Source organism: Armatimonadota bacterium, assembly GCA_031432545.1.
GTDB classification, from domain to species: domain Bacteria; phylum Sysuimicrobiota; class Sysuimicrobiia; order Sysuimicrobiales; family Sysuimicrobiaceae; genus Caldifonticola; species Caldifonticola tengchongensis.
In genome coordinates this window covers 12822-37577 of sequence record JAVKGX010000002.1, presented here as the reverse complement: position 1 = coordinate 37577, position 24756 = coordinate 12822, and the positions used below count along the sequence as shown (strand labels likewise).

The following is a 24756-nucleotide window of genomic DNA, read 5'->3' as shown; positions in this document are numbered from 1 at the left end:
CACTCGTTCCCCCCGCTCACCGGCGTCCGCAACGCTACGCCCTCTTGCCCGCGAGCCGCTCGCCGAGGATCCCCGACGGGCGGAAGATCAGGACCATCACGAGCATCGTGAACGCGATCACGTCCTTGAGCTGGTAAGGTGCGACGATCCCCAGCCCGTCCAGGAACAGGGCCGGGCCGATGGACTCGACGACACCCAGGAACATCCCGCCCAACATCGCGCCGGGGATGTTCCCGATCCCGCCGAGCACCGCGGACGTAAACGCCTTGATCCCCGGGACGAAGCCCATGAAGAAGTGGACCTGCTTGAACACCAGTGCGTATAGGATGCCGGCCACGCCGGCCATCGCTCCGCCGATCGCGAAGGTGGTGACGATGATCCGGTCGACGTTGATCCCCATCAGCGCCGCCGCTTCCTTGTCCTCCGAGACGGCGCGCATCGCCTTGCCGACCTTGGTGCGCATCACGATCGCGTACAGGATGGCCATCATCACCGCCGCCGAGACGATGACGACCCCCTGTGTCTTGAGGATCGTGATCCCCCCGATCGCCCACTCGCCCCGCAGGATCCCGATTTCCGGGTAGGCCCGGAACCCGGATCCGTACAGCCCGCGAAATGCGTACTGCAGGAAGAACGAGGCGCCGATCGCGGTGATCAGCGGCACCAGGCGTGGCGCTCGGCGCAGCGGACGGTAGGCCACACGCTCCACGAGGACGGCCACGCTCGTCGACGTCGCCACCGAAACCGCGAGGATGAGCAACAGTCCAAGGATCGGGTGGCGGTCCAGGAATCCGGACGCCGCCAACGGGGCGGCGACGAAGTAAGCGGTGTACGACCCGCTCATGAACACCTCGCCGTGGGCGAAGTTGATCATACGCAGGATTCCGTACACCATCGTGTAGCCCAGCGCGATTAGCGCGTAGATGCCTCCCTGCGACAGCCCGAAGATCGCGAAGTCCGCCCACTGCTCCCGGGTGTAGCGCCCGGTCGTCAGCGTCCCGATGGTGCCCCACACGACGATCGCGACGACCCCGATTCGGAACGCCCACAAAAAGGCGTCGACGAAGTTCAGCCGCAGGATCCCCGTCCTCTGCACGCTACGCCCCCGCCGTCGGTGTGCCGTGCCCGATCTTCACAGAGACTACCAGCCGTCGCGAAAAAGCCCACGGGGGGATGGGGCAACCGACGACGGGATTGCCACGCATCCCCCCGCGTTCTGGCTGCCGGGTCGCGTCCCTACCGGCGCGGCCACACCTTCCGGGGATCCGTCCCCGGGCTCCACTGGGCCGGATCCGCCGACACCACCTCGTACACCGCGATCTTCGGGTCCGCGCAGTCACCGAACTGGTTGCACGTCAGGTTGCCGGTGATCCCGCGGAAGTTCCGCGTCGCGAACAGCGCGTCACGCAGCGCCCTCCGGCCGATGTAGGTATTCCCGGCGGCGTCCTTGCGCGCCACCCGCTCGATGGCGGCGAAGATCATCATCGCCGCGTCGTAGGCGTGCGCGTGGAAGGCCGACAGAGGCCGCTCGCCGTAGCGCTGCTGGTGCTTGCGCAGGAACTCGGTGTAGCGCGGGCCCAGCGCCTCCTCGCTGAGGTCGGGGCTGCTCAGAAACATGCCGCGGGCCGCCGGGCCGGCCGCCCGGAGGAAGTCCGGAGAGAACGTCCCGTCGGCAGCCATCAGCCGCGTGCGCTCCAGACCCGACACCTCCTTGGCCTGCCGGGTGATGTGCCCGCCCTCGGCCACGAAGATCGGGTAGTAGATGACGTCCGGGCGCCCCGTCGCGATCCGGGTGAGCACCGGCCGCATGTCGGTGTCACCGGGCGAGATCGCCTCCTGGGCCGTGATCGTGCCACCCAGACGCCGGTAGACGTCGGCGAACACGTTCGCCAGCCCCTCCGCGTACGGGCTGCCGTCATGAATCGTGGCCGCCCGGCGGGAGGAAAGCGCGTGGTAGGCGAAGTGCGCTGCCACACGCCCCTGTACCTGGTCGTTGTGCGCCGTCCGAAGGTAGCCGTCGTAGGTGGGGCCGCGGTCCGGTGCGGTCAGCCGCGGCGCGGTGTTGGACGGGGACACCGTCACGATCCCGGCGCGCCACAGGATGGGAGCCCCGGGGACCGCCTCGCTGGAGCAACTCGAACCGACGGCGGCGACGACCTGCCGGTTGGCCGCGATCTTCGTGGCCGCGGTCACCCCGCCCTCGGCATTGCAGCCCGAGTCCTCACCGATCAGCCGAATCGGGTGCCCCGCGACTGTCCGCTTGTCGGCGATAGCCAGCTCGATGCCGCGCCGGCTGTCCACCCCCAAACTGGCGTTCGGACCTGCGATGACCAACCAGTAGGCGATGATGATTGGCTGTCCGCGCGCGACCCGCACGACCCCGATCGGGTCGGTCACCGGCCCGAGCCGCACGGGAGCGGCTGCGGCGTACGAGGTCAAGGCGACCAGCAACGCCAGAACGACCGTGCCCCAAACCCTCGGTCTGTTCATCCCTTCCCTCCTCTCCGCATGGTATCTGCCGGGCAAGATCCGGCACGGTATCCACACTTTTCACCAGACAATCTCATACTATACTTCACGAACTTCGCAACACCTGTCTACTCGCTTCCTCGACGCTGTGGCTCCACCCCCCTTTGAAGCCCTGTTCCGCCGTTCGCCCGGACCGGGCCGAGGTTTTTCCCGCGGGTGCTGCGCGGTCAGGAATAACGTTCTCGCCGCGCCATCGACCTCCTGCTCGCCATGTGACCGACTGACTCCGCCCTTCCTGCCCGCGCCGCCCGGCCTCACCGTTCGCGGAGGAGGCTGAGCAGCAGGAAACCCACGTTGGCGGGTCGCTCCGCCAGACGGCGCATGAAGTACGGGTACCACTCGGTGCCGAAGGGCACGTAGATCCGGAGGTTGTAACCCTCCCGCACCAGCCGCCTCTGCAGATCCCGCCGGATGCCGTACAGCATCTGGAACTCATACCGAGTCGGTGGAATTTCCCGCTGTCGGCAGAACCGCTTGGCGTGGTTGATGATGGCCTCGTCGTGCGTGGCGATCGCCGGGTAGCGCCCGGCCACGAGCAGGCGCTCCATCAGCCGTACGAAGTTGCGGTCCACGTCCCGCTTGCGGGGGTAGGCCACGTCGGGCGCTTCGGCGTAGGCCCCCTTGCACAGGCGGACGCGGGCGCCCTCGGCGATCAGATCCTCCACGTCTCGCTCGCTGCGGTACAGGTACGCCTGGATCACGACGCCGACCGTGTCCGGCCCGTATCCCCGCCTGCGGAGCTCGCGGTACAGGTCGAGGGTCATCTGCGTGTAGTGGCTGCTCTCCATGTCGATCCGGACGAAGTTGCCGTACTGTGCGGCTTCGTCGCAGATGCCCACCATGTTCTCCATGCACAGATCCCACGACAGGTCGATGCCCATCTGCGTCAGCTTCAACGAGACGTTGGCGCCGAGTCGGCGCTGTGCGATCGTGGCGAGGACCCGGCGATACATCGCGGCGGCGGCGTGGGCTTCTGTGGGATTGGTCGTGCGCTCGCCCAGAAAGTCCAGCGTGGCGAGCATCCCCTGCGTGTTGAGCTCACCGAGCACGCGGCAGGCATCCTCCAGCGTGTCGCCGGCGACGAAGCGCCGCGCGGCCCGATGCGCCAGACGGTTGCGGGTGACGAACGCCTGCAGATCCTTGCGCTCGGAGAGCCAGACGAAGAGTTGGCGCAGCACTCTGCGAGGATTCCGGGTCGCAGGGTGCGGTTCCTCCGTGGGGCGACGGTCTCAGTACCAGCCCCTGTCCCTCATCGCGTCGGCGACGCGCTTGACCGCGATGACGTACGCCGCATCGCGCAGGGAGATCTGGTCCATCGCCGCCAGACGGAGCACGTTGGTCGCGGCCCGAACAAGGACCTGCTCGAGACGGCGCGTCACTTCGTCCTCGCTCCAGTAGTAGTGCTGCAGGTTCTGCACCCACTCGAAGTAGGAGACCACGACCCCGCCGGCGTTCGCCAGGATGTCCGGGATCACCGTCACGCCGCGCCGGAAGAGAATCTCGTCGGCCTGGGGGGTCGTCGGACCGTTGGCCGCCTCGGCTACGATGCGCGCCCGAACCCGGTGCGCCACATCGGCGTTGATCGCGTTCTCCAGCGCCGCCGGCACGAGGATCTCACACGGCAGCGTCAGCAGCTCCTCCTGCCCGATCGGCCTGGTCCCCTCCAGGTCGACGACCGATCCGGTCTCCTGCTTGTGCCGGATGGCCGCACCGGGCGAGATGCCGTCTTCTGCGAACACCGCGCCCCGCGAGTCGCTGATTGCGATGACGCGGGCTCCCATCTCCGACAGGAAAGCGACGACGTGCGCGCCGGCGTTGCCGAAGCCCTGCACGGCCACCCGCGCGCCGCGCAGCTCAACGCCCCGCTCGCGGGCGACCTCCCGGACCACGAAGGCACAGCCCCGGGCGGTCGCGGTATCGCGCCCCGCCGACCCGCCGATGGTAGTCGGCTTTCCGGTGATCACGCCTGGCGTGTAGAACCCGCGCAGCCGGCTGAACTCGTCCATCATCCAGGCCATGATCTTCGGGTTGGTGTAGACATCCGGGGCCGGGATGTCCTGCTCGGGTCCGACGATGCGTGCGATCGCCGCGATGTATCCCCGGCTCAACCGCTCCAGCTCACCCTCGCTGAGCGATCTCGGGTCGCAGATCACCCCGCCCTTGGCCCCGCCGTAGGTGATGTTCGCCAGGGCGTTCTTGAAGGTCATCCACATCGCCAGGGCCTTGACCTCCTCGAGCGTCACGTCGGGATGGTATCGAATCCCCCCCTTCGTGGGGCCCAAGGCGTCGTTGTGCTGGGCACGGAAGGCCCGGAAGTTGCGGATCCTCCCGTCGTCCATGCGGATCGGGATGTTGACCTCCAGGACGCGCAGGGGTTCCTTGAGGATCTCGTAGACGTCCGGGGGCAGCTTAAGCCGCTCGCACGCAGCGCGCACCTGCCCTCGGGCAGTCTCCAGCGCATTGGGGGCGTCCATGGCAAACTCCAACCGGCGGCCTACCGCCGGGCGCCGACGATCTCCCTCACCGACACAATCCGCACGCCCGCAGATTCGATCTCCGCCACCATGTCCCGGAGGACCTCCGCGGTGTTCGGTCGGTTCGCGTGACCGATCGCGACGGCGCTGCCGCGCTCCCTTGCGACGCGGATCAGCAGCCGGACCTGTGTGCGGATCGCTTCCGGGTCGGTGCTGTTGTCGAGAAACACCGCCCGCGCCGCGACCGGCACCCCGAGCTCGGCCGCGACCTGGTCCACCACGCTGTGCGGCGACGTTCGCGAGTCGACGAAGAACAACCCGCGCTGTTGGACCACCCGCAGCACCGCGCGCACGACCCGCGCGTCGGCGGTGCCGCGCGAACCCATGTGGTTGTTGACGCCGACCACCCCCGGCAGACCGTCGAGGTTTTGGGCCACCACACGCGCGATCTGCTCGTCCGTCATGGCCGCGTGCACGCCGCCGGGGCCCATCAGCTCGACCTTCGCGGCGTCGTCCGGCTCCATCGGCTGGTGCAGCATCACCACCAGGCCGCTCGCCGTGGCCTCGCGCGCGAGCTCCGTCGAGTGGCGCAACCCAGGCAGGATCGCCAGCGCCACCGGCCGGCCGATCGCCAGCGCCCGGGTCAGCTCGCCGAGGTTGCCTCCGGCGTCGTCGAGGATGATCGCCACCCGGGGCTGGGCGAACGGCACGACGGAGCCCGTTCTCAGTCTGAGGAGGATCCGCAGGACGGGCAGGACTTTGCCCTCTGCTTCTAACCCGATCTCGATCACCTGACCAGAGTCCTGGGGCCGGCTGGCTACGACGACGCCCCCGGATTCCTCCGCCGCGCGCACGAGGTGGCCGGTAACCACCTTGAGGTTCGCCGTGGTCGGTACCGTGACGGTGTACACGACGTGGCGCCAGCGCAAAGACCCTTCCCGGCGGACCTCTTCGGCCTGCGGCTGAGCCTCGGCGCCGTCTGGGAGGGCCGCCAGCACCTCGTCGCGGAGGCTGTCGGCTCGCGGATCGAGATCGCGGAAGTCGGCGGCGGGTGCCGTGGGAGCCGGTGAGGGCACGACCGACGGGGGCGTGCCGGTGGCCACAGGCGGAGGTGCGGGCGAGCGGGTCTCTGGGGCGACGCGGACGCAGGCGAAAACACCGGCGACCACGACCAGCACGACCGCCCCGAGCAGGGGCAGCCGCTTCAGGGCGCGGCCCTTGCGGCCCCCGCCACGTGCTCGTCCGCCCCGCCTGTGTCCCAAGGGGAACTCACCTTCTCTGGATCGCCTCGATCGCCCGGCGCAGTTGCTCGAGCCGGATCGCGTTGGCCTCGGCCTCGCTTCTGCCCTCGACCTTGGCCCCGGCGACGACGTCCGGCTGGATGCCTTTCGAGTGCACGTCGCGCCGGGCCGGCGTCAGATACTTGGCCGACGTGATCGTCGCGCCGCGGCCCCCCGGCAAGTCGACGACCGAGGTGATCACGCCCTTGCCGAACGTCCGCTGGCCCACCAGGGTGGCGACGCCCGAGTCCTGGAGCGCACCGGCGAGGATCTCGCTGCATGAAGCCGTCCCCTCGTTGACCAGTACGGCCACGGGCTTGCGGTACTTCTCGCGCGGTGTGGCGTTGACCGCGCGGCTCCGACCGTTGCGGTCCACCTCGTACAGGATCGGACCCCGCGGCACGAAGTGGTCCGCGACCCGGGTGCACTGGTCCACCAGCCCACCGGGATTGAAGCGCAGGTCCAGGATCAGACCCGCCGTCGAGGCGGCCTGCACCCGGCGCATCTGCTGCGCGAACCGCTCGGCGGTGTCCTGGTGGAAGGCTAGGATGCGGATGTAGGAGACGTTGGCGCGGCGGATCAGCTCACGTTCGTTGTCAGACAGCCCCCGCTCGTCCTGCACGCTGACGATCTCGATCCGGTCGCGGGTGATCGCGACCTCGAAGGCTTGTTCACCGCGCACGATCCGCAGCTTCACCTGCGTGCCCCTGGGGCCCCGGATGCGCGCCACGGCCTCCTCGATTGGCATGGTGTCGGTGGGAACGCCGTCCACGTGCGTGATGTGGTCTCCGGCGCGCAATCCGGCGCGCGCCGCCGGCGTGTTCTCGATCGGCGAGACGACAACAAGCCGCCGGTCCTTCTTCTCGATGAAGATCCCGATCCCGAAGAAAAAGCCCCGGAAGTCCTCCTGGAACCGTCGGAAACCCTGCTGGTCGAAGAACGCGGTATAGGGGTCGCCCAACGCTTCCAGCATCCCGCGCGCGGCACCGTCGTACAGCTTGCGCCAGTCGAGATTCCGCTGGATGTAGGTGCGCTGCAGTTCGTCGGCGAGCGCCTGCAGCATCCGCAACCCCTCGCTACGCGGGTCGGCGGCCTCGACCGCGTTGCGCGACCCCAGCGCGTAGCCCGCCGAGAACACCAACAGCAAGGCCACCAGCCCTGCCAGCCATGGGACGGCGGAATGTGGCTTCCTCATCTCGGCACCCTCCGACCGACGCACCGGGGCCAAGACGCCCTGGTCATCGGTTCCCGATCCTGTGTCTACCTTCCCAGCGGGTCGACCGGCCGTCCGTCGACGCGGACCTCGAAGTGGAGATGCGGCCCGGTGCTGTAGCCGGTGCTGCCCACGCGCCCGATCACCTGTCCGCGGGCCACGACCTGGCCGGTGCGCACCAGGATCTGTGACAGGTGTCCGTAGAGGGTCGTGACACCGGACCCGTGGTCGAGCAGCACCATCTTACCGTACCCCCCGAACCAGCCGGTGTAGAGGACCTTGCCCGGCGCGGCGGCGAGGACCGGGCTCCCCCAAGGCGCGGCGATGTCCACACCGTTGTGCATGCGCGTGAGACGGAAGATGGGGTGCCGGCGCAGCCCGAACCCCGACGTGATCGCCCCGCGCGCCGGCCACAAAAACCCCGCGCGCACGCGCAACCCCAGGCGGTGCGGGTCCGGACCGGTTGACGGGGTCAGCTGCCGGATGAGGCGCTCCAGCCGGCGCGAGTCCTCCTCGAGCTCCGCGACCAGGTTCTCGAAGGTCGCGCGCTCCCGCTCGATCCGCCGCAGCAGCGCCCGCTTGCTCTCCTCCTGCGCCTCCAGCGACCGCTTTCGCGCGGCCACTTCCTGCACGAGTGACTCGATCTCCGAACGCTGCTCGGTCAGTTCTTCGCGCAGCGCCTGCCACGTCTGGCGTTCACGCGCTGTCCTCCGAATCAGATCAGCATCGGCGCTCACGATCCGACCGAGGAAGTGGAATCGGGTCACCAGTTCCCCGAAGTCGGCTGCCCCGAGCAGGACGTCGACGTAACCGGTCCTCCCCCATCGGTAGATGTCGCGCAGGCGGCCGGCCAGCTGCTTCTCGCGCAGCGCGAGAAGCTCGGTGAGCGCCATCACGCGGATCTCCGTGGCTTCCTGCCGTTTGCGCACAAACCGCAGCCGGGACTCGAGGTCGCGCAGTTCGGCCGCCAACCGATCGCGCGTGTCTTCGATCTGCCGCAGTTCGCCCAACACGCTCCGCTCGGCCCGGCGCGTACGACGGAGTTCGCGGCGCTTTTCGTCCAGCTGCTGGCGGATCTCGTCCAGCTCCTGCCGCTTCTGCTGGACGGTGGCGGTCCCCGCCTGCACGGGTATGGCCGCCACGAGGACCGCCACCACCGCTGCCGCTGCGCGATGCCGGGCCCGCCTCACCGCTACACCCTCAGGAAACGGGCGATCGCCAGCAGGCTCCCCCCCACGCCGACGATCGCGCCTCCGACCAGCAACGCCCTCGCCAGGACCGGCAGCGCCGCGGACAGGCCGACCGCCGGCAGGACCGGCCACGCCTCCAGCACCCAATCCAGCACGACCGCGTACCCGACGCCCAAGACGACCAGCGCCACGCACGCCGCCATCGTTCCCTGCAGCAGGCCTTCCACGACGAACGGCCCGCGCACGAACGCATTCGTCGCACCGACCAGCCGCATGATCTCGATCTCAGCACGGCGCGACGCGATCGTCAGTCGGAGCGTGTTGAGGATCACCACGAGCGCGACGGCCGCCAGCAGAGCGGTCGCTCCGACCCCGACGCCGCGTGCCAGGCGGGAGGCCGCGACGACCCGATCGGTGACGTCGGCGCCGTAGGTGACGTCCTGCACGCCGGGGAGGTCGGCGAGGCCGCGCGCCACCGTCGCCAGATCGGCCGCCCGAATGGCGCGCACCTCGAAGGAGTCCGGCAGGGGATTGGTCCGGACGACGTCGCGCAGATCCACGTTGTCCGCCAAGGACGCCTGCAGGCGCTGCAGGGCCTGCTGGCGCGATACGAACGTGACGCTGGCCACCCCCGGCGTCTGCTCGATCTCGCGGCGCAGCGCCTCGATGCGCTGTGGGCTGATGCCGTCCTTGACGTAGACGACCGCGACGAGCTGCTCTTGCACCCGCGCCGCCAGCAGGCTGAGGTTCATCGCCAGCAGCACCGACGCCCCCAGTGCCAGCAGCGCCACGAGGATCGTGGTGACCGCTGCGGTGCTCATCAGCCCGTTGCGACGGAAGGCCACCCCGCCCTCGTGGACGGCGTAACCGACCGACGCGGCCAGCGCGCGCAGGCGAGCGCGCAGGGGCACGCTGGCAGGGCGCGGGGCCGGGCGGAAGACCGGGGCCTTCGCCGGTGCGTCCGCCATGCCGGAGTCCACGGGGCGAGCGGGCGTCTGGGTGGGCATCACCGCCCCGGCGCCTCCCTCGTGCGCCCCGACGCGTACCGACCCTGCGCCTCGTCGCGGACGATCCGTCCGCCGTGCATCTCCACCACGCGGCGGCGCAGGATGTCCACGATGGTCTTGTTGTGGGTCGTCATCACGACCGTGGTCCCCCGCAGGTTGATGCGCGAAAGCAGCTTGACGATCTCCCACGAGGTGTCCGGATCCAGGTTGCCAGTGGGCTCGTCGCACAGGAGCAAAGGCGGGTGGTTGACGATCGCGCGCGCGATGCTCACGCGCTGCTGTTCGCCGCCGGACAGCTGGTGCGGAAACGCGTCGGCGCGGTCCACGAGACCGACCAGTTCCAAAGCGGCCCGGACGCGGCCGGGGATCCAGTCCGGCGGCGTCCCCGTCACGCGCAGCGCGAAGGCGACGTTCTCGAAGACGGTGCGGCCCGGGAGGAGCTTGAAGTCCTGGAACACGACCCCCATCGCGCGGCGCAGCCGGGGGATGGCGGCGGGATGCAGGGCGTGGACGGCGAACCCGGCGACGTGGATCGCCCCGCGGGTGGGGACCTCTTCCCGGTACAGCAGGCGGAGCAGCGTGGACTTGCCCGTGCCGGTCGGCCCCACGACGAAGACAAACTCCCCCTCTTCGACCGAGAGGGAGACGTCCTGCAGCGCCGCGATGCCGTTGGGAAAGACCTTCGTGACCGCGTCGAGGGTGATGATCGGCACGATCGTTGGCTCCGATGCGATGCTGCGATTGTCGCTGCGTTCGACCCGCAACGGCGGAAATCCTGCCGTTTTGACGAAGACGAGCCCCGCTTTAGGACCGTCGGCTTCGCACTCCGCGCGTCAACAGCCTGTCCAGCTCCCACGCCTGCATGGCCAGTCGCATCGACTCGTTGGTCATGTTCATCTGCACCGGCGTGACCGAGATGTAACCGGCCGCCAGGGCGTGGCTGTCGGTCCCCTCCGGCGCCTGCCCGGTCGCGCGCTCGCCCAACAGCCAGTAGTAGGGACGGCCGCGAGGATCCTCCCGACGCTCCAGCCGGTTGATGTACCGGCCGGCGCTCTGTCGCGTCAGGGCCACGCCACGGATCTGGTCGGCAGGACGGTTCGGCACGTTCACGTTCAGCAGCGTGTCCTCCTGCATGCCGTGCCTGCAAACCTGCTGGACGAGCGCGGCCGCAAACGACGCCGCGACGTCGAAGCGAGCCTCATCCAGCGCATCCACCGATACGGCGATCGCCGGGATCCCCATAATCGCCGCCTCCATCGCCCCGGAGACCGTACCGGAGTACGTGAGGTCGTGTCCGATGTTGGCGCCGACGTTGATGCCGGAGAGGACGAGGTCGGGGCGTTGCGGCAGCAGGTCGTAGACCGCCAGCACCACGCAGTCCGCCGGCGTCCCCGTCGTCGCCCATGCCGCTGCGCGCGATTCGGGAATCTCGACTGCGAACGCGCGCAGTGGCTTGTGCAGCGTGATCGCGTGTCCGCTCGCCGACCGTTCGTGGTGGGGCGCCACGACGTGTACGATCCCGACCGTCTCCAGCGCGCGCACCAGCGCGTGCAGCCCCTCGGACTGAATGCCGTCGTCGTTGGTCACGAGGATGTGCATGGGTCAGCGGCCGGCCGCGCTGCCGCCGACGGATTCCGCCATCCACATCAGATAGTCCGGGTGGCCGCTTTCGATCGGCAGCGCGACGATCTCCGGAACCTCGTAGCTGTGCAGCGCGAGGACGCGTTCGCGTAGGCGTTCGAACGATGCCGCGGTGGTCTTGGCCACCAGCAAGAGCTCGTCAGCCTCCTCGATCGCCTCCCGCCATCGGTACACGGAACGGATCCCCGGCACGACGTTCACGCACGCCGCCAGGCGTTCTTCCACCAGGGCGCGCGCGATCCGTGACGCCTCGTCCGGTGTGGACGCGGTGATCAGACAGACGAGGTACATGGAAGGTCCCAAAGTGCCGATCGGAGCTCGAACACCCCAACAGCCAGCGCGCCGGGCGACTCCCGCCTCAGTCCTGGTCCCGCCACCAGTCCGGGGAGACGTCGCGCTCCTTCTTGAAGACGCGCACGGTCGGTCGCGCGGGGACCCCCGCCTTCTCCCGCGCCACGCGCGAGCGCAGCGCCTCGTACTCCCTCAGATCGGTCAGGACTTTAATCGTGTTCCACACCGTCTCTTCCAACTGCGGTCTGGACTTCAGCAGGCCCAGCAGCGGCTCGATGATGCTCTTGTCGTGTAGCTTGCCCAGCAGTTTGACGGCCAGCCGCTGCACTTCGACGTCCTCGTCGGCCAGCAACGCGAGCAGGCGTTCCCGAGACTGAGGCCCCTGCACCTCGAACAGCGCCCGCATGGCGAACTTCCGGACCTTGGGGTTCGGGCTCTCGATCGCTTCCTGCAAGGCCCTCACCTCCTCCTCGTCCGCCAGGCGGCGGAAGGCGGCCGCCACCTCCTTGGGGAGGTGGACATCCCGGTCACCGTGCGGCGCCTCGATCACCGCCCGCTCCTCCAGGCGCGGCAGCGTGTTGACCACCGTCTCCTGCATCCGCGGGTCTGTCAGGAACAGCCGGACCATCGGCTCGACCGCGCGCTCGTCGCCGAGTTTGCCGAGCAGGGCCAGCGCGTAGCCCCGTACGTGGAAGTTGTCGTCCTGCAGTGCCTCCAGCAGCGGCTCGACCGCACGGTTGCGGATGTCCATGATGATCCGCAGCACCTGGTTGTGCACCCGGCGGCGGAGGGTGCGATCCTTGAATGTCTCCAGCAGCGGGCGTACGGCGTCCGGCCCGATCTTGATCAGCGCCTGCATCGCGCTCTGCTGCAGGGTCCGCTCACGGCGGCCCAGTACCTTGATCAGCCCTTCGACCGAACCGGGGTCGGCCGCCTGCAGCACCTGGGCGACCGCCTCCTGCACGACCTGCTCCGAGCGGTCGCCCAGCGCGAAGCGAATCCCCTGCAGGGCTCTGGCGTCCCGCACGCGCAGCCGCCCGAGGGCGTGCACCGCGCTCTTGCGGACGTACTCGTCCGGATCGTCCAGGATGCGGCTGAGCGCGTCGATGGCCTGCGCCACCAGGTCGTCGGGCGCTTCCTCCGCGTCGAGTTTGCCCAGTGCGAGCGCCGCGTCGCTGCGCACGGTCGCGTCGGGACTGCGCAGCCGCTGCTCGGCGTCCCGCAGGACCGGTTCCCAGTTGTCGATCGTCATCTCGCTGCCTCCTTGCGCCCGCACGGCTCCGGTGGCGGACCCCTCCCTGTGACCACAAGACCGATCAGCACTGAAGGTTCTGTACGCGATTGGCCGCCGATCCCCGACCGGACGCCTCGTTGCCGACCGGGGCCCGATGGATCCGCCCTGCGCGGCCCTCGGGTGGCGCGAGCGGGGTCTGGAACACGGGCAGGTCGTCTCGGCCCTATTCTCCCACGGCTGCGCGCACGGCGCAAACGGATCGCGGTTGTCCGGCGGCGGTGGCCCCTCTATACTGGACGCGAACAACTGTCCGCTGCGGGATACGAGCCGAGTGCCATCCAGGCGAGAGGGTGTCAGGCTGTCGACGCGGCCGGGTGGGCGCCCGTCCCCGGGGCATGCGTTCGCCAACGAGAGCGAGGCCGAGTTCGCCCGCATCCTCGACTTCTACGGACTGCGCTGGGAGTACGAGCCGCGCTCCTTCGCCCTGAGGTGGGACGACCGGGGGAGGGTCACCGAGCGGTTCACCCCAGACTTCTACCTACCCGACTTCGATCTGTACATCGAGCTGACGACGCTCCGCCAGGAACTGGTCACCCGCAAGAACCGCAAGATCCGCCGACTGCGCGAGTTGTACCCGGGCGTGCAGGTCAAGGTCTTTTACGGGCGCGACTTCCGCCGCCTGCTGAGCAAGTACGGCCTGCGCGGGCCGACCTCCAAGCCGCGGTGAACCCCCTGGACGCGGACGTTGCAGAAGTGCTGGTGCCGGCCGACAGACTGGCCCAGCGCGTGCGCGAGCTCGCCGCGGAGCTCGACCGCCACTACGCCGGCCGACGGCCCATTCTCATCGGCGTGCTGCGGGGCAGCGTCTACTTCCTCGCCGATCTCAGCCGAGCGATGACGACGCCACACGAGATCGACTTCATGGCGATCTCGGCATACGGCACCCGCCACGCCGTGACGGGTGCGGTACGGCTGCTCAAGGACCTCGACGAGGAGATCACCGACCGCGACGTCGTCCTCGTGGAGGACATCATCGACACCGGACTGACAGCCGCCTACCTGACCCGGCTGCTCCGCGCCCGGCGGCCGGCGAGCTTCACCATCTGCACGCTGCTCGACAAGCGCGTGCGCCGCATCGCAGAGTCTCTGCCCATCGCCTACGTCGGGTTCGAGATCCCTGACCGGTTCGTGGTCGGCTACGGGCTGGACCACCGCCAGCTGTACCGCAACCTGCCCTACATCGGGGTGCTGAAGGAAACCGTCGGCGGGGGCTAGGGCGCGGGCGGTTTGGTGCCGACGGCGCGTGGTCAGTCCGCCTGCGCCCCCACGGGTTCGCGCTTGGCCTCGAAGACGATCCGGCCGTCCCGCACGTCCACGACGACCGTGTCTCCGTGCTTGAACCGCCCGCGGAGCAACTCGTCTGACAGCGGGTCTTCCACCAGTCGCTGGATCGCCCGGCGCAAGGGACGGGCGCCGTAGGTGGGATCGAACCCCTCCTGCACGAGCAGACCGCGCGCGGACCCGGTGAACTCGATCTCCATGCCCTGCCCGCGCAGTTCACGCCGTACGCGCTCGAGCAAAATGTCCACGATGGCGTGCATCTGCTCGCGCGTCAACGCGCGGAACACGATGATCTCGTCGATCCGGTTGAGGAACTCCGGCCGGAAGGTGCGCTTAAGTTCCTCCATGACCTGTTCGCGCATCCGCTCGTACGCCCGCTGCGCTTCCGCCCGCTCGTCCGTAAGCGCCCGGAAGCCGAGCATCGGGGTGTCGCGCTCGATCTGCGGCGCGCCCACGTTGCTGGTCATGATCAACACACAGTTCTTGAAGTCCACCGTACGCCCCTGGGCGTCCGTCAACCGGCCGTCGTCGAGGATCTGCAGCAGCACATTGAAGATCTCCGGGTGGGCCTTTTCGATCTCGTCCAGCAGGACCACGGAGTACGGCCGCCGCCGGACCTGCTCGGTCAGCTGGCCGCCCTCCTCGAAGCCGACGTAGCCCGGAGGCGCCCCCACCAGCCGCGACACCGTATGACGCTCGCTGTACTCGGACATGTCGATGCGGACCAGCGCGTTCTCGTCGCCGAACAGGAACTCGGCCAGCGCTCGCGCCAGTTCGGTCTTACCCACGCCCGTGGGTCCCAAGAAGATGAACGACCCGATCGGGCGGCGTGGATCCTTCAGCCCTGCGCGCGCGCGCCGCACGGCGCGCGACACCGCGGCCACCGCCTCGTCCTGGCCGACGACCCGCTCGTGCAGCTTCTGCTCCATCTCCAACAGCTTCTGGGTCTCCTCCTGCACGAGCTTGGTGACCGGGATCCCGGTCCACGACGACACGATCTCGGCGATGTCGTCGTCGGTGACGACGGTCATGTCCCGACCGCGTTCGGCCCTCCGCGCCGACTCCAGCTCTTCGTACTTCTGCCGCAGGGCCTTCTCGCGGTCGCGCAGCTGGGCGGCCCGCTCGAAGTCCTGGTTCTTGATCGCCTCTTCCTTCTCGCGGCGCGCCTTCTCGACACGATCCATCGCCTGGCGAACTTCCTGCGGCAGGAAACTCGCCTGCAGGCGGATGCGACTAGCGGCCTCGTCCATCAAATCGATCGCCTTGTCCGGCAGGAAGCGGTCGGTGATGTACTTTTCGGCCAACGTGGCCGCGGCCACCAGCGCGGGGTCGCTGATCGTCACCCCGTGGTGCGCCTCGTAGCGTTCGCGCAGGCCCCGCAGGATCTCCACCGTCTGTTCGACGGTCGGTTCGGCCACCAGGATCGGCGCGAACCGGCGCTCCAGCGCGGCGTCGCGCTCGATGTACTTCCGGAACTCATCCAAGGTCGTCGCGCCGATGCACTGCATCTCGCCCCGTGCCAGGGATGGCTTGAGGATGTTGCTGGCGTCGATCGCCCCCTCGGCCGCCCCCGCACCGACGAGCGTGTGCAGCTCGTCGACGAACAGGATGACCTCTCCTTGGGCCTTGCGGATCTCGTCCATCACCTTCTTCATGCGCTCTTCGAACTCGCCGCGGTACTTCGTGCCGGCGACGAGCGCCGCCAGGTCGAGCTGCACGACTCGCTTGTGCCGCAGGATCTCGGGCACGTCCCCCCGCACGATGCGCTGAGCCAGCCCCTCTACGATGGCGGTCTTGCCGACCCCGGGCTCTCCGATCAGCGCGGGGTTGTTCTTCGTGCGCCGGCTGAGGACCTGGATGACGCGTTCGATCTCCCGGTCGCGGCCGATCACCGGATCGAGCTTGTTCTCCCGCGCCATCTTGGTCAGATCCCGCCCGAACTCGTCCAACGTCGGGGTCTTGCTCGACGCCTTGGGGTACGAGGACGTGCCCTCTTCTCCGAGCAGATAGACCACCTGGGCCCGCACGCGCTCCAGATCCGCGCCCATTGCCTCCAGCACCCGGGCGGCGACACCCTCCCCCTCGCGGATCAGACCGAGCAGCAAATGTTCGGTGCCGATGTAGTTGTGGCCAAGCCGGCGGGCCTCGTCGAGTGCCAGCTCGAGGACCTTCTTGGCACGCGGGGTGAAGGCGACTTCCTCGAAGGGCGCGCGGTCGCCCCGGCCGATGGCGCTCTCGATCTCCGCCCGGACGCGATCCGCGGGGATGTTCAGGCTGTCCAGGACTTTGCTGGCGACACCCTCCCCCTCGCGCACGATGCCCAGCAGGATATGCTCCGTTCCCACCGCGCTGTGGTTGAGCCGCTTGGCCTCGTCCTGGGCCAGAATGATCACGCGGCGCGCGCGCTCGGTGAATCGCTCGAACATCGCCATTCAACGCCCCCTGCCTTGCCGAAAGCACTCACCCTGCAAGCGGTGCAGCAATCGCTGTGCCACGCTACAACTGTCCGGTGTGCTCCTCGTGAACGGATTCGCAGTGCTTGAGGTTCACTCCTCTATTCGGTCGCCCGGCACGTCTGACACCTCGTCCAACGCGTGACATCGCCCGCGCGATTTCCGGGCCACACAGACCCGCTGCCCTCCGCCGACCCCAGGGCCCGTCACACCCGGACCCGTACGATCTCGTACCGCACGGCGCCCGCCGGAGCGATCACCTCCACCACTTCGCCCACTCGGCGGCCGAGGAGGGCCTGCCCCACCGGCGACTCGTTGGAGATCCGGTCGTTCGCCGGGTCGGCTTCGGCGGACCCCACGATCTGGTACTCGAACTCCTCCCCGGTGTCGAGTTCGCGCAGGCGCACGCGGACGCCGATCGCCACCTGGTCCGTCGGGCCGTTGGCGGAGATCAGCTTGGCGTTGCGAATCAGGTTCTCCAGGGTGAGGATGCGGCCCTCAACGAACGCCTGCTCGTTCTTGGCGTCCTCGTACTCCGAGTTCTCGCTGAGGTCACCGAACGCCTTGGCCTGTCGGATTCGATCGGCGACCTCACGGCGCTTGATCGTGCGGAGATAGTCCAGTTCCTCTTCGATCCTCCGCAGACCGTCGGGCGTCAGGTACGTCTCCTTGTCCGCCATACCCAACCCGCATCCCTCCCCTGCCGGACTCGGCCCGTGCCCCACACCTCAGCGATCAAGGGAAAAGAAAACACCGTGAGCGCGGGCCCACAGCGTATCGGGTTCCATACGAACCGGTTGTCACCTTCACCGAGGAGTATACGCGATCGGTGGGCCGATTTCAAAGGCCGGGCATGGGGGCGCCCGAACTTCGCGCCGCCTCCGGGGTCGGCCCGGGGCCGCGTCCGGCGCGCCGACGGATGCGCTCGACCTCTTCGTCGGGGATCGCCCGTTCGAAACGGCGGAAGCCGGCGAGGTGGAAGCCGTGCCGTCGGCCGAGGGCGGCGATCTCCTCCACCTGCTCCAGGGTCAGGTCGCGGCCGAGCGTGAAGCTCGCGTACCGCCCTTCCAGCGCCAGGATCATGGTCTCGGCCATGCACGCGTCGCACAACCCGGGGGGCAGACCGAAATCGAACCCGAAGTCCACGTCGCCGGGCGGTCGGATCACGCTCCCGTCGATCACCAGCACGTCGTCGCGGCGCTCGTGGACGGCACGGGAGACGTTGCGCGGGCGCGCGACGTCGCACACGACGGAGCCTGGCTTGAGGTCCTCCGGCTCGATCAGCACGTCGGTGGCGCTGCTGACCGTCAGCACGACGTCGCCGTCGGCGACAGCGCCCCGCACGTCGGTGCTCACCGCCACCTCGGCTCCCGACTCGGAACGGATGACGTCGCGCAGCCTGGCCAGGCGCTGCGGATTCCGGGCGACCAGGGTCAGCCGTGGGACCTTCCGGGCCAGCATCCGCGAGCACACCGCACCGATCGATCCGGTCGCGCCGACGACCACCGCGCAAGCCTCCTCGACGGCGATCCCCACGCGCTGGGCGGCGAGCAGTGCACCTTCGACGCCGGTGGCGGCAGTGTAGGAGTTGCCCGTCGTGACCGCGATCTTCGCGCCGGCGGCCACCGTCACGCCGGCGTCGCCGACGATCGCCGTAAACGCGCCCAGCCCCATGACGCCAGCACCCAGACGCTCGCTCAGCTCAGCGCACTGCAGGAGGCGCCGGTACACGAAGCGCAGGTCGGACGCGAACAGCGTGCGCGGCGTCAGAGGCAATCCGACGAACCACCCTTCGGCCTCGGTCCCCGTCACAGACCGGACCCCCGTGATGTGCGAGACCACGAACGGCGGCACGAGGCGGAACGCCCCTTCCACCCAGCGCGCGGGCAGCCGGCGCGTGAACCCGAACTTCCGGGTGAAGTCCTCGACGGACAGGGGGTGGATGACGAAGGCGAAGCGTTGCATCTCGGTCCTCGGCGTTCAGCGGCCGGCCAGGTTACGGTCCGCAGCCCGCAGCCGCTCGTGCAGCGCCCTGAGGTCGGGCGCCCGGGGTTCGCTCAGCCACTCGACCCTGGGCCGGAAGTCGAATCGATACATCCAGTCGACGTATTCTTGCGGCGAGAGCGCGTCGGGATCCTTCCCAGCGAAGGCCACGACCAGGGCCTGCAGGAGGTTGGTGGCGAACGAGCGGCCGTTGAGCTCGGGGGCCATCGTCACCAGCATCCCCACCCCCCGGCGTCGGAGTTCCGCCACGTCCTGAGGCGTGATCGTCTGCGTCAGGACGACCTTGTCGGTCAGGTCGTCGGGCATGAACCGCCGGATTAGGTGGAAGTCGCCGGCGATCACCTCCGCCCATCGAAACGCGTGGCCGTAACGCGGCGTGATCTTGTCCTGCCGGGGGCCGATCGGGTAGAGCCACTCCAGCGGCAGCTTCGTGAGGACCGGCAGCAGGACGGCGGCGAGGACGTGCACCGAGCGCAACGACCGCAACGGGATGGGAAACCCCAGGGCGAACAGGAAGTCGCCGTACACCACCTGTGCGCCCGCCTTCCAGAAGGCCCAGGCCATGCCGTACCGGTCCACGGAACTGACCTGCAGTACACGGCGGCCGGAAAACCCGTACCCGATCTGCTGGGGCAGGTAGTCGAGGACGACGTGGGGTTCCCAGGAGTTCTTGATGCCGCTGCCGTCCACGAGCGGAGTCTTGCGGACGTGGCGGGCGAATCGCAGCGCATCCCGCATATAATAGCGTCGCGTGCCGGCCTGCAGGAACAGGTCGATGCCCCCCAGGCCGATCGCGTCTACCCGGCCGTCGAGCTCTTGGAGCAGACGGACCAGGCGCCGCTTGTCGCCATCCGTACCGATCCGCTCAATGACGACGTCTTCGCCCAGCAGTCGCAGTTCGGCACGCGCATCGCGCCGGGACGACCCGAGGCTGACGCCCACCACGTGCTTCATGCTGCCAACAGGGTAGCACGGCCGGGGGGCGTTGCCGCCGTGCTACCCGCTGCGCGGAGCGTTCTTGAGATAGAGGATCCGCAGTCCGTCCAGTGTCAGCAGGGGGTCATGGTGGTCGATGCAGGAGAGTTCCGCGGCTAGCAGACCGGCCCAGCCACCGGTGGCGATCACGACCGGCCGGCCGCCGATCTCCTGCCGCATGCGTCGGACGATCTCCTCCACCTGTCCGACGAAGCCGTAGAAGATCCCCGACTGCATCGCCGTCACCGTCGTCCGGCCGATGACGGCCCGCGGTCTTTCCAGTTCGATGCGGGGAAGCTGCGCGGTGTGCTCGGCCAGCGCGTCCATCGAGATCCCGATCCCCGGGGCGATCGCCCCGCCCAGGAAGTCGCCTTCGGCCGATACCGCCGTGAAAGTGGTCGCGGTCCCGAAGTCGGTCACGATGGCCGGACCCCCGTACTTCGCATAGGCCGCGACCGCGTTGCAGATCCGGTCGGCGCCGACCTCGCGGGGGTTCTCATACAGGATCCGCATCCCGGTCCGCACGCCGGGTCCGACCATCAGGGGTGCCACGCCGAAGTAGCGCTCCGCCAACCGTTCCATCGTGTCCATCAGCGGGGGCACCACGCACGCGATCGCGACATCGCTGACGTCCCGCATCGACAGGCCCCTGTGGTCGAACAGATCGCGGAACAGGATGCCGTACTCGTCTTCGGTCTTCTCCCAGTCGGTCGAGATCCGCCAGTGCAGCAGGGGGTCTCCGTCCCGCGTCGGGTCCGGGTAGACGGCGGCTTTGATGAGGGTGTTGTTGACGTTGATCGCCAGCAGCATCGATCTGTGGTCCTGCCCGCTACCGGCCGCCGGCCAGCCCTGCTGCCTTCACCGCCCGGTAGACCGGGACGACGATCACGGTCGCGAGCAGCGCTTCGGGGAGGCCGTGCGTCGCACCGATGAAGATCGCCGTCCCCAGCGGCCAACCGAAGAACAGCATGATCAGCCCCAGGACGCCGACGGTGTTGGTGAGCGTCCCGACCACCGCGGCCGCCGCCGGCGGGGCGTTCTCGCCGCGCAGGAGTGCGAAGGCCCCCGCACCGACCACTGCACCGGCCAGCACGGGCACGACCCAGCTCTGCGCGGTCATCGCGGACGCCACGGCGTGGTAGGCGTTCACCAGCCAGTTGGCCTCCACCCGGCCGGCCGCAAACGCCTGCTCGAACGCCGCCGCGCCGGGCCCCAGGATCGTGTAGGCAGTGGCGCCCAGGATCACGGCGGCCGCGGCGCGCGACGTGCGACGCGACAGCAAGACGAACGCGTAGTAGGCCATCACGCCGATCAGGATCCGCGGGCCGAACGCGATCACCGGGTTCTTGAAGAACGGAAGGGTCGCTCGCGTGAAGCTCGCGAACCCGAAGATCGCGCCCACCAGCGCGCCCGCCAGGGGTCCCCGCAAGATTCCCGCGAGGATCGCCGGGATGTGCATCGTCGTGGCCGCGCCCGCAGGCGTGGGCGCCGGAATGAACCCCAGACCCGGGATGAAGCCGAGCGCGATGGCCACCGCACCCAGCACCCCAACCATGGTGATGTCTTGGGCACCAAAGCGAAGGCCCCTCCGCATGTGGGGAGAGGCCGGGGCGTACGGGTTCATTTCACACCTCCGTTCCAGTCTGGTTCCAACCAGTACCGGACGGACCGAAGCCAGTCGGTTCGCCGGGGGTCCGGCTCCCCAGGGGATGCCGGCCACCACGCGGAGCGTAACATCCCGGCGCGCCGGCCCGCAACCCGCTATCCGTGGGCCGATGCAGCGGCGTCGGCGAGCCCGGGGATCCCATGCACTCCCCTGGCCGCCCGGACGGCCCGGCGGATTGCCTCAGCCACGACGGCCGGTGTTGCGGCCGCCACGGCGTCGTAGTGCCCGGCGACCTGGCCGGTGCTGAGCGTGAAGAAGGTATCACCGTCCAGCGTCGTGTGCGAGGGGGAGACGGCCGCGGCCAGCCCATGGTGGGCGATCCGGGCGAGCCGGTTGCAGTCCACCTTCGACAGCTGCATGTTCGTCGCGACCACGCCGATGACGGTGTTCCCGCGCAGGCGCGCGGGTATGATCCCCTGCCGGAGCAGTTCGGTGGATCCCACCAGGCGGCCGGTCTGGGGGTCGCGCGTGCCGGCCAGGACCGAACCGTCGGGTGCCATGACGTCGCCGACCGGATTCACCACCACGAGCGCACCGACGACCGCGCCGTCGGCAAGCGTCTGGGCGGAGGTCCCCACACCCCCCTTCATCGCGCCGGCAGGGCCCCAGACCTTCCCCACAGTCGCACCGGTGCCGGCGCCGACGGATCCCTCTTCCACGGGTCCACCCGAGGCCGCCTGGCAGGCGAGGTAGCCCATCTGCGGACCCGGTCGGACGTCGGGGCGGCCCAACCACAGGTCGAAGATGACAGCCGCGGGGACGATTGGGACACGGGCGACGCCGACGTCGTAGCCCACGCCCCGCTCTTCCAGGTAGCGCATCACGCCGTCGGCGGCTGCCAGCCCGAACGCGCTGCCCCCGGTCAGGAGCACGGCGTGGACGTGCTGCACGTGGCACAGCGGGTGCAGCAGGTCGGTCTCCCGCGTCCCGGGTGCCCCGCCGCGAACCTCGACGCCGGCGGTGGCGCCGGCCTCGCAGAGCACGACGGTGCAGCCGGTGGCCGCCTCGGAGTCCGTGGCGTGCCCCACGCGGATGCCCCACACGTCGGTGATCCCGGTCATCTTCGGCCTTCCTCCCCCCGCGGTACCAGGAACCGGTACCAGGAACCGCCGCAGTGCGTCAGCCTGTGACCTCGCCGGCGACGATGCGCTTGGTCCGTCCGCCTGGCAGGCGCAGGATCAGCGCTCCGTCTTCGTCCACCGACTCGGCCACGCCCTCGTAGGTTCCTGACGGCAGGTCGACGCGCACCCGCTTGCCTAGCGTGGTGGCGCGTTCCCGCCACTGCCCCAGCAGCGTCGCTCGGGCCTCGCCCCGGAAGGCCTCGTAGGCCGTCTCCAGTTCGGCGAGGATCGCGCGCAGCAGCGCCGCACGATCCACGGGCTCGCCGACCACGGCACTCAAGGAGGTCGCCCCCTCCGGCAGACGGTCGGGTTCCACGTTGGCGTTGATCCCGATGCCCACAACGACCCACCGGATTTCTGGCCCCGCCTCGGCCAGGATGCCGCCGACCTTCTTTCGGGCGACGATCAGGTCGTTGGGCCAGCGCAGTCCGACCCGAACCCCGCAGGCACGCTCGATGCCTCGGCTAGCGGCGACGGCGGCGGCCAGGCCCAGCAGGGGGACGTCGTGGGGTGCGGCGATCGGCCGCAGGATCACAGAAAACCACAGTCCTCCCGGCGGGGAGACCCATCGGCGGCCCAGCCGCCCGCGGCCGGCGGTCTGCGTCTGCGCGACCACGACGGTGCCCTCGGGCTCGCCCATGTACGCCAGCGTGCGCGCGACGTCGTTGGTGGATCCGACCGTGTCGAACCAGCGCAGGCGCTGCCCCACGTACCGCGTCCGCAGCCCCGCGCTCACGTCGTTGCACAGGAACGATTCGCCCGACGTCACGACCCGTCCCCAGTCGGCTTGCCGCCGCGTGCCAGGGGGAACAACGTCTGCAGGCGACCCTGGATCTCTTCGACCATCCAATCCAGGTCGTCGAGGACCAGGGTGTCCGCGTCCACCTCGAGGACCGGCGAGGCTTCGTAACGCGCGATCCACTCCTCGTAGCGCTGGTTGAGCTGCTCCAGGTACCCGCGGGGCACGCGCCGCTCGAACGACCGGTCGCGGGCCGCGATCCGCCGTTTCAGGGTGGATACGGAGGCCCGCAGGTAGATGACGAGGTCGGGAGGGCGCAACAGGTCGACCAGCGTCTGGTAGATCTCGACGTAGAAGCGGTAGTCCCGGTCTTCCATCAGCCCCTGGATGTAGAGGTTGCGGGCGAAGATCTCGGCATCCTCGTAGATCGTGCGGTCCTGGAGCACCGGCTCGCCCAGGGATTGGATCCGCCGGCAGTGCGCGAACCGCTTGAGCAGGAAGAACAGCTGGCTGTGGAACGACCAGGCCTGCATGTGCGCGTAGAAGTCTGCTAGGTAGGGGTTCTCCTCCACGGCTTCGTAGAATGGCTGCCACCCGAGCCGGTGGCTGAGATGCGCCGTGAGCGTGGACTTGCCGCTGCCCATGTTCCCGCTGACCGCGACGTACCATTTCATCCTGCCACGAACCTATTCGGACAGCTCCCGGACCCCCTGGTCGCCGACACGTGGAAGCAGTTCAGCAATCCGCGTGCCGTCGGGCAGCTCCAGGTCCGGGGCGATGGCGGCGAGGGGTACGAGCACGAACGCGCGGTCCCGCATGCGCGGATGCGGGATCTGGAGGTCGGACTCGGCGACGGCCCGGTCCCCGTACAGCAGGATGTCGATGTCGATCGTCCGTGGCCCCCACCGTTGGGCCCGCACCCTGCCGAGGGTACGCTCGATGGCCTGCAGGCGCTCGAGCAACGCGCGCGGCGCAAGCGACGTCCTAGCCTCGACCACCATGTTGCAAAAGGGCGGCTGGTCCGTCCTGCCGACGGGAGCCGTCTCGTACACCGCCGAGCGCTGGACGACCGCGACCCCGTGCTCCGACAGGAGCGCAACGGCCCGCCGGAGGTTCGCCTCGCGGTCGCCGAGGTTGGACCCCAGCGACAGGAAGACCCTCTCCGCTGCGCCGCTTTCACTGTCCGTCCGACGCGAGTCCGCCCTCACACCAATGATTCCCCGATTTGCGGCTGCCTTGTCCGTTCGATCCGCACCGCCGCGTACGCGAGAGCGCCCCCCACGTCCGCGTGGGGCTTCCGTACCTCGACGTGCACGGCGCAGACGGCTCCGATCGCCATGACCTGCGCCGCGATCCGCTCCGCCACGGCTTCCAGCAGGCACAGCGGCGGGCCGGTGACCACCGCCTGCACCCGCTCGTACAGGTCGCGGTAGTCGATCGTAGCCGACAGCGCGTCGGTGGTGCCGGCCTCGCGGAGGTCGCAAGACACTTCCAGATCGACGAAGAACACCTGCCCCCGCTCCCGCTCCTCGGGAAGGGCGCCGTGGTGGCCGTAGAAGGCCATGTCCCTCAGGACGATGCGATCCATGTGCTGTCGC

General features: G+C 69.1%; 25 protein-coding genes. 2 read left to right on the top strand and 23 right to left on the bottom strand.

The features are described from left to right. Positions 1-34 precede the first annotated feature (34 nt). The 12 genes from QN163_03835 to QN163_03780 form a co-directional block, all read right to left on the bottom strand. Positions 35-1096: a branched-chain amino acid ABC transporter permease gene (locus QN163_03835; protein MDR5683142.1), complete on the bottom strand. Its 1062-nt coding sequence runs from the start codon at positions 1094-1096 to the stop codon at positions 35-37. Positions 1097-1236: 140 nt separating this feature from the next. Beyond that, positions 1237-2490, bottom strand: a complete 1254-nt coding sequence (locus tag QN163_03830; GenBank protein MDR5683141.1) for a branched-chain amino acid ABC transporter substrate-binding protein — start codon at positions 2488-2490, stop codon at positions 1237-1239. A 293-nt stretch (positions 2491-2783) separates the two neighbouring features. After that, positions 2784-3707: a proline dehydrogenase family protein gene (locus QN163_03825; GenBank protein ID MDR5683140.1), complete on the bottom strand. Its 924-nt coding sequence runs from the start codon at positions 3705-3707 to the stop codon at positions 2784-2786. A 51-nt stretch (positions 3708-3758) separates the two neighbouring features. Beyond that, on the bottom strand, positions 3759-5003 hold the full coding sequence (locus tag QN163_03820) for a Glu/Leu/Phe/Val dehydrogenase (GenBank protein ID MDR5683139.1): 1245 nt from the start codon (positions 5001-5003) through the stop codon (positions 3759-3761). A gap of 20 nt (positions 5004-5023) precedes the next feature. Further along, positions 5024-6265, bottom strand: a complete 1242-nt coding sequence (locus QN163_03815) for a divergent polysaccharide deacetylase family protein (protein ID MDR5683138.1) — start codon at positions 6263-6265, stop codon at positions 5024-5026. 7 nt (positions 6266-6272) lie between these two features. Beyond that, positions 6273-7478 (bottom strand): S41 family peptidase, encoded by a 1206-nt coding sequence (locus QN163_03810; GenBank protein MDR5683137.1) that lies wholly within the window; start codon positions 7476-7478, stop codon positions 6273-6275. A gap of 65 nt (positions 7479-7543) precedes the next feature. Then, complete coding sequence (locus QN163_03805) at positions 7544-8686, bottom strand: peptidoglycan DD-metalloendopeptidase family protein (GenBank protein MDR5683136.1); 1143 nt, start codon at positions 8684-8686, stop codon at positions 7544-7546. Between the two features lie 2 nt (positions 8687-8688). Further along, on the bottom strand, positions 8689-9693 hold the full coding sequence (ftsX, locus tag QN163_03800; GenBank protein ID MDR5683135.1) for a permease-like cell division protein FtsX: 1005 nt from the start codon (positions 9691-9693) through the stop codon (positions 8689-8691). After that, complete coding sequence (gene ftsE, locus QN163_03795) at positions 9693-10400, bottom strand: cell division ATP-binding protein FtsE (protein MDR5683134.1); 708 nt, start codon at positions 10398-10400, stop codon at positions 9693-9695. The genes ftsX and ftsE overlap by 1 nt, the downstream gene beginning before the upstream one ends. A 97-nt stretch (positions 10401-10497) precedes the next feature. Next, on the bottom strand, positions 10498-11292 hold the full coding sequence (gene surE / locus QN163_03790) for a 5'/3'-nucleotidase SurE (protein ID MDR5683133.1): 795 nt from the start codon (positions 11290-11292) through the stop codon (positions 10498-10500). Positions 11293-11295: 3 nt separating this feature from the next. After that, complete coding sequence (gene cutA / locus QN163_03785; protein ID MDR5683132.1) at positions 11296-11625, bottom strand: divalent-cation tolerance protein CutA; 330 nt, start codon at positions 11623-11625, stop codon at positions 11296-11298. 67 nt (positions 11626-11692) lie between these two features. After that, positions 11693-12877 carry a HEAT repeat domain-containing protein gene (locus QN163_03780; GenBank protein ID MDR5683131.1) on the bottom strand — a complete coding sequence of 395 codons (1185 nt, stop codon included), beginning with the start codon at positions 12875-12877 and terminating at the stop codon, positions 11693-11695. A gap of 313 nt (positions 12878-13190) precedes the next feature. Here QN163_03780 and QN163_03775 point away from each other — a divergent pair, with 313 nt between their 5' ends. Together QN163_03775 and hpt are read left to right on the top strand one after the other, a co-directional pair. Next, positions 13191-13586 (top strand): hypothetical protein, encoded by a 396-nt coding sequence (locus tag QN163_03775; GenBank protein ID MDR5683130.1) that lies wholly within the window; start codon positions 13191-13193, stop codon positions 13584-13586. Between the two features lie 32 nt (positions 13587-13618). Further along, positions 13619-14134 carry a hypoxanthine phosphoribosyltransferase gene (gene hpt / locus QN163_03770; GenBank protein ID MDR5683129.1) on the top strand — a complete coding sequence of 172 codons (516 nt, stop codon included), beginning with the start codon at positions 13619-13621 and terminating at the stop codon, positions 14132-14134. A 32-nt stretch (positions 14135-14166) separates the two neighbouring features. Here hpt and QN163_03765 read toward each other — a convergent pair whose 3' ends face one another. From QN163_03765 to folB, 11 genes are all read right to left on the bottom strand, one after another. Beyond that, complete coding sequence (locus tag QN163_03765; protein MDR5683128.1) at positions 14167-16626, bottom strand: ATP-dependent Clp protease ATP-binding subunit; 2460 nt, start codon at positions 16624-16626, stop codon at positions 14167-14169. A gap of 233 nt (positions 16627-16859) precedes the next feature. Beyond that, the gene (gene greA, locus QN163_03760; GenBank protein MDR5683127.1) at positions 16860-17333 is read right to left on the bottom strand and encodes a transcription elongation factor GreA; all 474 of its coding nucleotides are present in this window, start codon (positions 17331-17333) and stop codon (positions 16860-16862) included. Positions 17334-17493: 160 nt separating this feature from the next. Then, positions 17494-18618, bottom strand: a complete 1125-nt coding sequence (locus QN163_03755) for a shikimate dehydrogenase (protein MDR5683126.1) — start codon at positions 18616-18618, stop codon at positions 17494-17496. A 15-nt stretch (positions 18619-18633) separates the two neighbouring features. Further along, complete coding sequence (locus QN163_03750; GenBank protein ID MDR5683125.1) at positions 18634-19611, bottom strand: quinate 5-dehydrogenase; 978 nt, start codon at positions 19609-19611, stop codon at positions 18634-18636. 42 nt (positions 19612-19653) lie between these two features. Then, the gene (locus tag QN163_03745; protein MDR5683124.1) at positions 19654-20442 is read right to left on the bottom strand and encodes a type III pantothenate kinase; all 789 of its coding nucleotides are present in this window, start codon (positions 20440-20442) and stop codon (positions 19654-19656) included. Between the two features lie 19 nt (positions 20443-20461). Beyond that, positions 20462-21256 (bottom strand): ECF transporter S component, encoded by a 795-nt coding sequence (locus QN163_03740; GenBank protein MDR5683123.1) that lies wholly within the window; start codon positions 21254-21256, stop codon positions 20462-20464. Positions 21257-21393: 137 nt separating this feature from the next. After that, positions 21394-22359, bottom strand: a complete 966-nt coding sequence (locus tag QN163_03735) for a P1 family peptidase (protein ID MDR5683122.1) — start codon at positions 22357-22359, stop codon at positions 21394-21396. A gap of 58 nt (positions 22360-22417) precedes the next feature. Beyond that, entirely contained in the window at positions 22418-23188 is a 771-nt protein-coding gene (locus tag QN163_03730) for a biotin--[acetyl-CoA-carboxylase] ligase (protein ID MDR5683121.1), read from the bottom strand. Continuing rightward, positions 23185-23832 (bottom strand): deoxynucleoside kinase, encoded by a 648-nt coding sequence (locus QN163_03725; GenBank protein MDR5683120.1) that lies wholly within the window; start codon positions 23830-23832, stop codon positions 23185-23187. Before QN163_03725 ends, QN163_03730 begins: the two co-directional genes overlap by 4 nt. Positions 23833-23844: 12 nt before the next feature. Continuing rightward, on the bottom strand, positions 23845-24366 hold the full coding sequence (folK, locus tag QN163_03720) for a 2-amino-4-hydroxy-6-hydroxymethyldihydropteridine diphosphokinase (GenBank protein ID MDR5683119.1): 522 nt from the start codon (positions 24364-24366) through the stop codon (positions 23845-23847). After that, on the bottom strand, positions 24363-24746 hold the full coding sequence (gene folB / locus QN163_03715) for a dihydroneopterin aldolase (GenBank protein MDR5683118.1): 384 nt from the start codon (positions 24744-24746) through the stop codon (positions 24363-24365). Before folB ends, folK begins: the two co-directional genes overlap by 4 nt. Positions 24747-24756 lie beyond the last annotated feature (10 nt).